Origin of the sequence: Hydrogenophaga sp. (assembly GCF_028698005.1) — a bacterium.
Taxonomy (GTDB): Bacteria; Pseudomonadota; Gammaproteobacteria; order Burkholderiales; family Burkholderiaceae_C; genus Hydrogenophaga.
Genome location: NZ_JAQVEJ010000094.1, coordinates 1 through 11,111, shown reverse-complemented (window position 1 = coordinate 11,111; position 11,111 = coordinate 1). Strand labels below are relative to the sequence as shown.

The window sequence follows — 11,111 nt, the reverse complement described above, 5'->3', positions numbered from 1 at the left end:
CCCAAGGCACGTTCGACCTGCTCATCGCCGACGAGGCACACGAGTACAAGAACGGCGGCTCCGCACAGGGCCAGGCCATGGGGGTGTTGGCGGCCAAGGCGCGCAAGACGCTGCTGCTCACCGGCACACTGATGGGCGGCTACGGCGACGACCTGTTCCACCTGCTGTTCCGAGCCCTGCCGGGGCGGATGATCGAAGACGGCTACCGGCCGACGAAGAGCGGCAGCATGACGTCGGCCGCGATGGCGTTCATGCGCGATCACGGTGTCTTGAAGGACATCTATTCCGAGAGCACCGGCACGGCGCACAAGACGGCCAAGGGCACCAAGGTATCGGTGCGCACGGTCAAGGCGCCGGGCTTCGGTCCCAAGGGCGTACTGCGTTGCGTCCTGCCGTTCACGGTCTTCCTCAAGTTGAAGGACATCGGTGGCAACGTGCTGCCGCCCTACGACGAGGAGTTCCGCGAAGTCGCGATGGACACGGCGCAAGCCGCGGCCTACCGCGATCTGGCGGGTCGGCTGACCCAGGAGCTGAAGCAGGCCCTGGCGAAGCGCGACACGATGCTGCTCGGTGTAGTCCTCAACGTGCTGCTGGCCTGGCCGGATTGCTGCTTCCGGTCGGAAACCGTGGTGCATCCGCGCACGCGCAACACCTTGGCGTTCGTTCCAGCTCAGTTCAACGAGCTGGAGGTGATGCCCAAGGAACGCGAGCTGATCGAGATCTGCAAGCAGGAGAAAGCAGAAGGTCGCAAGACCCTGGTCTATTCGGTCTACACCGGCACGCGCGATACCACGTCGCGCCTGAAGGTGCTGCTGGAGCAGGAAGGCTTCAAGGTGGCGGTGCTGCGCGCAAGCGTGGATGCCGCCCGCCGCGAGGACTGGATCGCCGAGCAGTTGGACCGCGGCATCGACGTGCTCATCACCAATCCCGAGCTGGTGAAAACCGGCCTGGACTTGCTGGAGTTCCCGACCATCGTGTTCCTCCAGTCCGGCTACAACGTGTATTCGCTGCAGCAGGCCGCCCGGCGCTCCTGGCGCATCGGCCAGAAGCAGCCGGTGCGCGTGATCTACCTGGGCTACGCCAACTCCTCGCAGATGACCTGCCTGGGGCTGATGGCCAGGAAGATCATGGTGTCGCAGAGCACCTCGGGTGACGTGCCCGAGTCGGGCCTGGACGTGCTGAACCAGGACGGGGATTCCGTCGAGGTCGCGCTTGCCAGGCAACTGGTTGCGGCTTGATTCACTGACGCTGCCGGCGGCCCATCGGGTCGTCGGCATTTTCTTCTCCCCTATCGTCGAAACGCGCCTCACCGGAAAGGCGGAGCACGACCACCCCCATGCGCTGATCGGCTCCAAGCACGGGGTTTTGCTTGCACGCGAAGCCGCTGTTTCAATTGATATAATCGCCCGATGACAAAATCAGAACTCATCGACCGTCTCGCGCAGCGCTTCCCCCAGCTTGTCGCACGGGATGCGGATGAGGCGGTGAAGGTGATCCTCGGCGCCATGACCGATGCGCTCACCCATGGCGGCCGAATCGAAATTCGCGGCTTCGGCAGCTTTTCGCTGAACTACCGGCCGCCACGCGTGGGCCGCAATCCGAAGTCCGGTGAGACGGTGCATGTCTCCGGAAAATACGTGCCCCACTTCAAATCGGGCAAGGAGTTGCGGGAACGGGTGGATGTTGCCCCCGTGCCGGTAGCCGCCTGCAGAAGGGCCGCCTGAGCAGGGTCCTGAGCAGGGTCCTGAGCAGGGCCGTCGTCAGACGGCCCTCCCCCGTTTCAAGCTCGCCAATCGCCCAAGAAAGCATTCGAACGCAGCCGAACCAGCCGGCAGTCCGTTTCCTCGTTTCTCCACAGAAACTGTGGATAACCCTCTCGATAAGTCCGCCACCGCCTGACGTTTCGGCCCCCGAGGGCTGTGACGCATTTTCGACCAACGGGCTACCTGCTCCTCCTGAAATCGGCAACGCGGCGATTCACTTTGTTTGCTGATACGGTCTCCCCGGATGGCGATGGTATCGGCTCGACATCGCCGAGAGCCGATCCATGCAATCCGCCCTACCGTCCCATTGGACGGCGCGCCGCGGCCTGTTGCTGACCGCCGCCCTGGCCGCAGGCTGCGCGACCACCGCACCGTCGCCGCCCCTATCCACCTCGTCGCCAGCCGTTGAACCCGCGCCCCCACCACAGGCTGACGTCCCGGTGGTCCGCTACGGCCGCTACACCCTGGTCGAACTCGCACCGACCGAGGCCCAGCGGAACCTGCTGCTGCAAGTGGTCGACGTGGCCGTGCCGGACACCCTGCACGCGACGGTGGGCGACGCGCTGCGCCATGTACTTCAGCGCTCCGGCTACCGGCTTTGCAGCGGTCCTGAGACCGATGCGCTGAACGCTCTCCCGCTGCCGGTAGCCCACTACCAGCTCGGGCCGATGGCGTTGCGCGATGCGCTGCTGACGCTCGCTGGTCCAGCCTGGGAACTGCACGCAGATGACGGCGCGCGCCGGGTCTGTTTCATCCCGGCCGTCACACCCGTCGATCCACTCACCCCGCTGCCGGCTCAGTTCAAGGATGCCGAAACGCCAGCCGAGACCATCCCGCTCGTCGAGGAGGCGCAGCCATGACCGCGATTCCGGGCACAGCACAATATCGGCGCCTACAACTGCTGCACGTGACCGTGGCGACCTGGCTGCTGCTCGTCAGCGCCACGGTCGTGATCGACCACGTCGTCCTGTCGAACCTGGCCGAAGAGGCCAAAGACCCCACGTCGGCCGTGCGGATCGCCGTACTCGAAGGGCGGATGGACGATCTCGCGCAGCAGCTCGAGCAGCACCGGCAACGGCCGACCGCGCTGCCTCAGACGCGCTACGAGTCCGAGCGCCTCGCACTCGATCAGCGGATTGCCGTGGTCGAGCAGGCACTCGGCGATCGCCCGACCGCTGACGCATTGCAATCCTTGCTGGCCCGCCTCGAGCGGATGGAAGCGCGCCTCGCCACCGCCCGGCAGACGCCCTCGGCGTCTGTCCGTCCCCGCGTACCAGCGCCGGTGAAACCCCGCCCGATCGACCCTGCATTCCGGGTGATCGGCGTCGAGCTGCGCGCCGGCGAACGCTTCCTGGCCATCCTCCCCATCGATGCGGCCGCACTCGCACAGGTTCGGCTGCTGCGGCCCGGCGAAGCCGAGGCCGGCTGGCGGCTTGAAGCGATCGAGAGCGGCGCCGCCGTCTTCCGGCATGGCGACGAAACCCGCCGCCTGACCGTTCCCGAACGGTAGGAGAAGGCGCGTGAGCTGCTTCAGGGTCGCCCCGTTCTTGATTGCCGCGCTGCTCGCCGGCGCGGCTCCCGCCGCCGTCGCCCAGCACGCCACCCCGTCAGCCACCGTCCCCAGCCGCGAGCAGCCGGCGACCACCATCCGCAGCGACGAACAGCAGGCGCGCGACTGGGGACTGCGCCCCGACGAATGGGCGCGCTACCGCGAGCTGATGCAGGGGCCGCAGGGTGTGTATTCGCCCAACCTCGATCCACTGACCGCGCTGGGCATCGAGGCACGCTCCGACGAGGAACGCCGTCGCTACGCGGAACTGCAGGTGCAGGCCGAGGCCCGTCGCGTCGAGAAAATGCTCACCTACCAGCGGGCCTACGACGCGGCCTGGCAGCGGCTCGCGCCCGGCATGCCGCGGGTGAACCTGCCCAGCGCCACACCGGCCGGACTGACTGCCGGTATCCTGCAGGGGAGCGACCGCACCGCGGTCTTCGTCAAGGACGGCTGCCCCGCCTGCGACCAGGCCGCGCAGCGGCTGCAGGCTTCCGGTGCGGAGTTCGACCTCTATGTCGTGGGCAGCCGCGCCGACGATGCACGCATCCGCGACTGGGCGCGACGCGCTCGGATCGACCCGGCCAAGGTGCGCGCCCGGCAGATCACCCTCAATCACGATGGCGGGCGCTGGCTGTCCCTCGGCCTGCAGGGCGAGTTGCCCGCCGTCGTGCGCCCGGTCGGCGGGCAATGGCAGCGGCAGCCCTGACCCGGTGCCACGCCATGCTCGTGCTGCTGGGGAGCGGGCTGGCCGGCGCCGCGCCGGCGCAGGAAGTCCCGCCGCCGGCCTACCAGGTCGCGGCTCGGCGCGCCGGTATCCCCTCGACCGTGCTCTACGCCGTGGCATTGCAGGAAAGCGGCACCCGCTTCAACGGCCGCCTCGTGCCCTGGCCCTGGACGCTCAACGTGGCCAGCGCCTCGCGCCGCTTCGCCACCCGTGCCGAGGCCTGCGCCGGACTGCACCAGGCCCTGCGCGCAGTCTCGCCCACCCGCATCGACGCCGGCTTGGGCCAGATCAACCTGGGCTACCAGCGCCACCGCTACGACCGCCCCTGCGAGCTGCTCGATCCCTACCGGAATCTGGCGCTCGCCGCCGAGATCCTGCGCGAGCAGCACGCACCGCGCCAGGACTGGCTGATCACGATCGGCCGCTACCACCGTCCCGCCGGCGGCGCACCCGCCGCGCGCTACCGCCACAGCGTCGGCCGGCACCTCGCCCGTGTGCTCGGCGAGCCACGGCTGGACGCCGACACCCGGAGAACCTTGCCATGAAACCCCTTCATTTCCGCGCGGCCGCGCCGTGGCTGCTTGGCCTGCTGTCGCTCGCCGCTGTGCCGGCCGTCCTCGCGCAGCCGCCTCGGCTGATCGTCGTCGAGGATCGCGAAGGCGTCTCCGCGTTGCCGTACTACCAGGCCCTCGACCTCCAGCCGCACGCAGGGGATGCGCCACCGCCGCGGGTCGAACTGCCACGTCCGCCCGACCGGCGCTTCGGTGAGGCCGACATGCTGCCGGTGCGCTCGGAGCGCCTGTCGCCGGGCGACGTGGCTCGCCGGGTGATCCAGGCGCCGGGGCTCACCCCGGTGTTTCTGGTCGGCGACGACGACCGCTCACGCGCCTGGCTGCGCCAGCGGGCGCCGACCTTGCGCGACCTCGGCGCCGTGGGCCTCGTGGTCCAGGTCGAGTCGCCGCAGGCCCTGGCCGCGCTGCGCGCCCTGGCACCCGGCCTGACCCTGGCGCCGACCTCCGGCGACGAGCTGGCCCAGCGCCTGGGGCTGCGCCACTACCCGGTGCTGGTCACCGCCACCGGCATCGACCAGTGAGGCGGTCGCCATGGCCCAGCCGCATGCCGTCGAGGTCCTCCTGCGGCCAGCGGTGGAGCTATACACCGTTGCCGTTTGCGCGAGCGCCGCGGTGGTGTGCGTGGTGGCGCCGTGGTCGCTCGCGCTGAATCCGTTGCTCGGCTTCGGCAGCGCGCTGGCGTTCGGGGCCTTCGGCGCGATCCGGCTGCGCGATGCCTGGGCGATCCTGCGCTACCGGCGCAATATCCGTCGTTTGCCGCGCTACGTGATGACCAGCCGCGATGTGCCGGTGAGCCAGCACCGTCTGTTCATCGGCCGGGGCTTCCGCTGGGAGCAGCGGCACACCCACCGGCTGGTGCAGACCTACCGTCCGGAGTTCCGCCGCTACACCGAGCCCACGGCCTTCTACCGGATGGCCCGGCGACTGGAGGAGCGGCTGGAATTCGCGCCGTCGCCGCTGTCGAAGCTGGCGCGCGTGCTGGCCTGGGACAGCCCGCTCAATCCGGCCCGACCGCTGCCGCCGGTGGGCGGTCTGCCTCGGCTGCACGGGATCGAACCGCACGAGGTCGACGTCACCCTGCCGCTAGGCGAGCGCGTCGGCCACACCCTGGTGCTGGGCACCACGCGGGTCGGCAAGACCCGCCTGGCCGAGCTGTTCATCACCCAGGACATCCGCCGCAAGGCGGGCGGCGAGCACGAGGTCGTGATCGTGTTCGACCCCAAGGGCGATGCCGACCTGCTCAAGCGCATGTACGTCGAGGCCCGCCGCGCCGGGCGCGAGGGTGAGTTCTACGTCTTCCACCTCGGCTGGCCCGACATCAGCGCCCGCTACAACGCCGTCGGCCGCTTCGGGCGCATTTCGGAAGTGGCCACTCGCATCGCGGGCCAGCTCTCCGGCGAGGGCAACAGCGCGGCGTTTCGCGAGTTCGCGTGGCGCTTCGTCAACATCATCGCCCGCGCCCTGGTCGAGCTGGGGCAGCGCCCGGACTACATGCTGATCCAGCGGCACGTGGTGAACATCGATGGCCTGTTCATCGAGTACGCCCAGCAATTCTTCGCGAAAACCGAACCCAAGGCCTGGGAGATCATCGTCCAGCTCGAAGGGCGCCTGAACGACAAGACCATCCCGCGCCACATGGTCGGGCGCGAGAAGCGCGTGGTGGCGCTCGAGCAGTACCTGTCGCAGACGCGCACCTACGACCCGGTGCTCGACGGCCTGCGGTCGGCGGTCCGTTACGACCGCACCTACTTCGACAAGATCGTGGCCTCACTGCTGCCGCTGCTGGAGAAACTGACCACCGGCAAGATCGCCCAGCTGCTGGCGCCGAACTACTCGGACCTGGCCGACCCGCGGCCGATCTTCGACTGGATGCAGATCATCCGCAAGCGCGCGGTGGTCTATGTGGGCCTGGACGCGCTGTCGGATGCCGAGGTGGCGGCCGCGGTGGGCAACAGCATGTTCAGCGACCTGGTGTCGGTCGCCGGCCACATCTACAAGCATGGCATCGATGACGGCCTGCCGGGCGCGGCCGCCAATACCAAGGTGCCGATCAACGTCCACGCGGACGAGTTCAACGAGCTGATGGGCGACGAGTTCATCCCGCTCATCAACAAGGGCGGCGGCGCCGGCATGCAAGTCACGGCCTACACGCAGACCCTGAGCGACATCGAGGCGCGCATCGGCAATCGCGCCAAGGCCGGCCAGGTCATCGGCAACTTCAACAACCTGTTCATGCTGCGCGTGCGCGAGACCGCCACCGCCGAGTTGCTGACCCGGCAACTGCCGAAGGTCGAGGTCTATACGACCACCCTGGTGAGCGGCGCCACGGACAGTTCGGACATCCACGGCCCGACCGACTTCACCTCCAACGCGCAGGACCGCATCAGCACGTCGAGCGTGCCCCTGATCGAACCCGCGCACGTGGTCGGCCTGCCGAAGGGCCAGTGCTTCGCCCTCATCGAGGGCGGCAACCTGTGGAAGATCCGCATGCCGCTGCCGGCGCCCGATCCGGACGAGGTCATGCCCAGGGACCTCCAGCAACTCGCCGGCTCCATGCGCCAGCACTACGCCGAGGCCGGCGAGTGGTGGGAGAGCAACGGGCAGCCCGGGCTGCAGGACGACGATGCGCTGCCCAGGGACCTGGCCGAGGACGCGCAACCGGCCACGGCCGACGTCCAGGATGGCGAGGCGCGGCCGTGAAGGAACCGGCGGCCACGGCCCAACAGCAGCAGGCGCGCCAGCGCGGCCTGATCGTCAGCCTCGTCACGCTGCCGTGGCGCCTGTTCGGGGTGCTGTGTGCCTCGCTGCTGCTGTCCATCGTCATCGAGTGCGTGGGCATGCACCTGTTCTGGCCCGACCAGGGGTGGCGCCACGCCCAGGGCATGCTCGAATACGAGCTGGACCAGCTCTCCACCCACTTCACGCGCAGCGCCGTGGTGCAGGAACCCGGCCGCACGGCACGCTGGCTCGTGGAAGGCGCCTACGAGTGGATCTTCGTGAAGACCGGCCTGCTGGAATGGATGCGCGACGCCTCGGCCCAGGCCAGCACACCCAGCCGGGGCGGCGGCCGCGACTTCCGCTACTACCTCAGCCAGGTCTACGTCTGGACCGAGAGCTACCTGATCGCCGCCTCCTTCACCACGCTGACCTTCCTCGTCCGCCTGCTGGTCCTGGTGCTGACACTGCCGCTGTTCCTGCTCGCGGCCTTCGTCGGTCTGGTCGATGGGCTGGCGCGGCGCGACATCCGCAAGTTCGGCGCCGGTCGGGAATCCGGGTTCGTCTACCACCGGGCGAAAGCTGCGCTGATGCCGCTGGTGGTGCTGCCGTGGGTGATCTACCTTGCGCTGCCGGTGTCACTGCATCCGCTGATGGTCCTGCTGCCGGGCGCAGCGCTGCTGGGGCTGGCCGTAAACATCACCGCGAGCAGTTTCAAGAAGTACCTCTGAGCGCCGGAGACGACGGCGTCTGGTGCCTCAATCGTCCCCGCTCCTCGGCATGTGATTGACGTGCTTCAGGTCATTCACAAGCGGCCTTCGGCCATAGTGTTCGAGCTCCACCCGCACCTGTCTGCCCTCCCGATGCCTGTACGTGAAGGCCTTTCCGTCGAGAATGACCGATCGCGCTTCGGCACTGCCGGACTCCACGCCGGCCTGCAACAGTGCCCGCGTGGCCCCACTGCTGGACAGCGAATATCCCGTGTCCTTGCCATCGAAAGAAACGCGATAACAGATTGGAAAGTTCTCCCCTTCCGCACTCCCCTCGTCCTCATCCTCGGCAACCACCTGTACGTCGTAGCGTACGCCCTGCTCCACCATCAGGCGCCCAATCTCGAACAGGATGCCGAACTCTTCTTCAATGGGCTCCCACAACCGGAAACCATCGTGAGTTCTGACCACACTCATGCCGTCATAGCGCAAATGCTCGTACAACGGTGACAGGTCGGTCACATCCTGTGCGATGACCGTCCCCTCAGCATTGGCAATCCCGGCGGCCAGCGAATGGTTGCCGCCATGCACCAAGCCGAGACCGAACGGCAACAGAAGCTCGACCTTGTGGTTGGAACGCGCACGCCATTGACCCAAACGCCGTGCATGACCGATGTTGGCAACGGCATTCGCCAAGCAAGGACGTTTCCAAGGCACAGAGAGAATGGGGTCCCGCCCCAGACGCAGGCGGTAACGCCCAGGTATCGAACGGCGGATCAAGCTGTCGGCACTCAAACCCTCCGGTGTCACGGACGACAGGCCGATGAAATCGGACAAGTCGAATGCGCTCCGCGCCTTATGCAGCGGCTGATACGCCGCCGAAGCCATGGCGCGCGCCTGCAATGGCGCAGCGATCAGGCGGACCATTGTGGATAGCCCGAGTGGGTCGGCCGCGGCCACATCCTTCGCCATAGCCATGACATTCTCGAACCGCTCCCTCCGGTCGGCCATCCGGACGGCGCTACGTGGGCGAAACAAGCCCCTCATCCGGATCAACTTCCGAACCCATCCCCCGTTCACGTGCATCCGCCACTCATGTCCGTTTCCATCTTCTAATCATGCCCCATTCGGCAACGAGCAGAAGACCCACGAGTCGATCCGCGGTGCCCTACTGCTCAAATCGGGCCACGCCCATGTTCCTATTTTTTGCGGCGCCAACATCGGCACATCGAGAGCATTGCACCGATCTCCACGAACTGCGGATTGGCAAATGTCGATGTCCCTTCCCCCGTCTGTCGGGCTGCTCCTGGCGCTGCTCGTCCTTGGCGCGGTTTTTCCGTGCTGGGCCGGCGCCGATGACGCGACACTCGAGCATGCCCGCTTGGCCGCTGCGCTGCGCCACCTCGACGCCATCGAACGGCTCGTCACGCAAGACGTAGTGCCCCCACGCAACGAATCCGCCCGCTACCACTTCGACTACGCCCGCCTTGGCGCCGACCTGAAGCTTGTGCGCGCCGGCATTCGCGACTACTTGACGCCCCCACGCGCCCAGCCGCGCGACCCGGTCGAACTGCTCGGCGACTACCGCCAGCCCGACCGCCCCTCCGACGAGGAGGGTACCGAATGAACGCCGCCCAGGTCAGCGCCTTCCAGGCCAACGGCGGCTTTGCTCCCCCGGTCGTCGCCACCGTCGTGCTCAGCCTCGTGTTCGCCGTCCTACTGTTGTGGGGCGTATGGGCCATGCGCACCGCGTACACGGGCTGGGCCGAGCAACGCCTTTCCCAACGCCAGTTCCTGGGCGTCGTCGTGCGCTTTGTCGCGATGTACCTGGTGCTGACCTACTTCCTTCTGTCCTGACCCCCACAAAAGGTTCAATCGCCATGAAGCCCCGTCCGATCTTCCGCCACCTCACCACTTTCACCCTCGCGCCGCTGGCACTGCTGAGCCTGCCGCTGTCGGTCCTGGCGCAGGGCCTGCCGACCATCGAAGACCCGTCGCGAGGCACAGGCAGCGGCATCATGCAGACGCTGCAGAACTACGGCTACGACATCGTGCTGCTAGTCGCGCTGCTCGTGGTCGCGTCGATGTTCGTCGGCGTCTGCTACCACGCCTACACCCGCTATTCCGAGATTCACACGGGCAAGGCCACATGGGGTCAGTTCGGCCTGACCGTTGCCGTGGGTGCGATCCTGCTGGTGGTCGGCATCTGGCTGCTTACCAAGGCCACCGGCGTGCTGTAAGGGCGGCGGGCGATGGCCATTCCTCTAGAGACCGCGCGCGATGCGCTGGTGACTTTCCTGCCGCACCGGCTAAACCGCCAGCCGGTGGTGGTGCGGGGCCTGACCGCCGACGAGCTGTGGATCTGCGCCGGCCTGTCCGCCGCTATCGGGTTCGTCGCCGGCGTGCCGCTGGCCTGGCTCACCCACAGCATCGCCATGCTGCCCACGGTGGTCGTGGCCGGCGTCGCGCTGGGCGTGTTCGCCGGCGGCGGCTTCCTGCGCCGGCAGAAGCGCGGCCGACCCGACACCTGGCTGTACCGGCAGCTCCAGTGGCGGCTCGCCCTGCGGCACCCGGTACTGGCGCCCTGGCTCGGTGGGCACCGCCTGATCACCCGCTCGGGCCATTGGACGACGCGCAGGACGACCCGGCGCCCCCGCAGCCGAGGTGCCCCATGAGCCGCTTCAGGAACGAGGTCCTCCACCTGCAAGCCCACGTGCGCACGCTGCGCCTGGGCGCCGGCGCGCTGTTCGTGGTGGCGTTGCTGCTCGGTTTCGGCTGGTGGAGCGCGCCCAAGCAGCTCACCATCCACGTGCCGCCGGACCTGCGCTCGGGCAGCACGCGCAAGTGGTGGGACGTGCCGCCCGAGAGCGTCTATGCGTTCGCGTTCTACGTGTGGCAGCAGGTCCAGCGCTGGCCCGCGAACGGCGAGGTGGACTATCCGCGCAACCTGCACGCGCTGTCGGCCCACTTCACGCCCGCCTGCCAGGCCTTCCTGCGCCAGGACTACGAGTACCGGCGCAGCAGCGGCGAGCTGCGCCAGCGCGTGCGCGGCATCTACGAGATTCCGGGCCGCGG

Annotated in this window: 14 protein-coding genes and 1 pseudogene; 14 read left to right on the top strand and 1 reads right to left on the bottom strand. The window is 68.0% G+C overall.

Annotation, left to right across the window (positions count from 1 at the left end; genetic code table 11):
* From PHQ87_RS10320 to PHQ87_RS10280, 9 genes and pseudogenes are all read left to right on the top strand, one after another.
* A partial coding sequence (locus PHQ87_RS10320; protein ID WP_300233633.1) for a DEAD/DEAH box helicase occupies nucleotides 1–1,238 on the top strand: 1,238 nt, incomplete at its 5' end.
* 171 nt (nucleotides 1,239–1,409) lie between these two features.
* Nucleotides 1,410–1,721: pseudogene (locus tag PHQ87_RS10315) on the top strand (integration host factor subunit beta); the annotation flags it as partial.
* Nucleotides 1,722–2,047: 326 nt separating this feature from the next.
* Nucleotides 2,048–2,623, top strand: a complete 576-nt coding sequence (locus PHQ87_RS10310; protein WP_300233630.1) for a PilL N-terminal domain-containing protein — start codon at nucleotides 2,048–2,050, stop codon at nucleotides 2,621–2,623.
* The gene (locus PHQ87_RS10305; protein WP_300233627.1) at nucleotides 2,620–3,273 is read left to right on the top strand and encodes a hypothetical protein; all 654 of its coding nucleotides are present in this window, start codon (nucleotides 2,620–2,622) and stop codon (nucleotides 3,271–3,273) included. Before PHQ87_RS10310 ends, PHQ87_RS10305 begins: the two co-directional genes overlap by 4 nt.
* Before the next feature lie 10 nt (nucleotides 3,274–3,283).
* A complete protein-coding gene (locus tag PHQ87_RS10300) occupies nucleotides 3,284–4,021 on the top strand; it encodes a TIGR03759 family integrating conjugative element protein (protein WP_300233624.1) in 738 nt (245 codons plus the stop codon).
* Complete coding sequence (locus PHQ87_RS10295; RefSeq protein WP_300233620.1) at nucleotides 4,003–4,584, top strand: transglycosylase SLT domain-containing protein; 582 nt, start codon at nucleotides 4,003–4,005, stop codon at nucleotides 4,582–4,584. Before PHQ87_RS10300 ends, PHQ87_RS10295 begins: the two co-directional genes overlap by 19 nt.
* On the top strand, nucleotides 4,581–5,132 hold the full coding sequence (locus PHQ87_RS10290; protein WP_300233617.1) for an integrating conjugative element protein: 552 nt from the start codon (nucleotides 4,581–4,583) through the stop codon (nucleotides 5,130–5,132). The genes PHQ87_RS10295 and PHQ87_RS10290 overlap by 4 nt, the downstream gene beginning before the upstream one ends.
* A 10-nt stretch (nucleotides 5,133–5,142) precedes the next feature.
* Nucleotides 5,143–7,311 (top strand): type IV conjugative transfer system coupling protein TraD, encoded by a 2,169-nt coding sequence (gene traD / locus PHQ87_RS10285; protein WP_300233614.1) that lies wholly within the window; start codon nucleotides 5,143–5,145, stop codon nucleotides 7,309–7,311.
* Nucleotides 7,308–8,057: a TIGR03747 family integrating conjugative element membrane protein gene (locus PHQ87_RS10280; RefSeq protein WP_300233611.1), complete on the top strand. Its 750-nt coding sequence runs from the start codon at nucleotides 7,308–7,310 to the stop codon at nucleotides 8,055–8,057. The genes traD and PHQ87_RS10280 overlap by 4 nt, the downstream gene beginning before the upstream one ends.
* Nucleotides 8,058–8,084: 27 nt before the next feature.
* Here the strand turns inward: PHQ87_RS10280 and PHQ87_RS10275 are convergent, their stop codons facing one another.
* A complete protein-coding gene (locus PHQ87_RS10275) occupies nucleotides 8,085–9,047 on the bottom strand; it encodes a DUF6710 family protein (RefSeq protein WP_366524459.1) in 963 nt (320 codons plus the stop codon).
* Between the two features lie 259 nt (nucleotides 9,048–9,306).
* Here PHQ87_RS10275 and PHQ87_RS10270 point away from each other — a divergent pair, with 259 nt between their 5' ends.
* The 5 genes from PHQ87_RS10270 to PHQ87_RS10250 form a co-directional block, all read left to right on the top strand.
* Nucleotides 9,307–9,663, top strand: a complete 357-nt coding sequence (locus PHQ87_RS10270) for an RAQPRD family integrative conjugative element protein (RefSeq protein ID WP_300233605.1) — start codon at nucleotides 9,307–9,309, stop codon at nucleotides 9,661–9,663.
* Nucleotides 9,660–9,893, top strand: coding sequence for a TIGR03758 family integrating conjugative element protein (locus tag PHQ87_RS10265; RefSeq protein ID WP_300233602.1), 234 nt, complete (start codon nucleotides 9,660–9,662; stop codon nucleotides 9,891–9,893). Before PHQ87_RS10270 ends, PHQ87_RS10265 begins: the two co-directional genes overlap by 4 nt.
* A 23-nt stretch (nucleotides 9,894–9,916) precedes the next feature.
* Nucleotides 9,917–10,276: a TIGR03745 family integrating conjugative element membrane protein gene (locus tag PHQ87_RS10260; protein ID WP_300233599.1), complete on the top strand. Its 360-nt coding sequence runs from the start codon at nucleotides 9,917–9,919 to the stop codon at nucleotides 10,274–10,276.
* 12 nt (nucleotides 10,277–10,288) lie between these two features.
* Complete coding sequence (locus tag PHQ87_RS10255) at nucleotides 10,289–10,711, top strand: TIGR03750 family conjugal transfer protein (RefSeq protein WP_300233597.1); 423 nt, start codon at nucleotides 10,289–10,291, stop codon at nucleotides 10,709–10,711.
* Nucleotides 10,708–11,111: PFL_4703 family integrating conjugative element protein (locus PHQ87_RS10250; RefSeq protein ID WP_300233594.1), on the top strand; the 404-nt coding region annotated here is incomplete at its 3' end. The genes PHQ87_RS10255 and PHQ87_RS10250, both read left to right, overlap by 4 nt.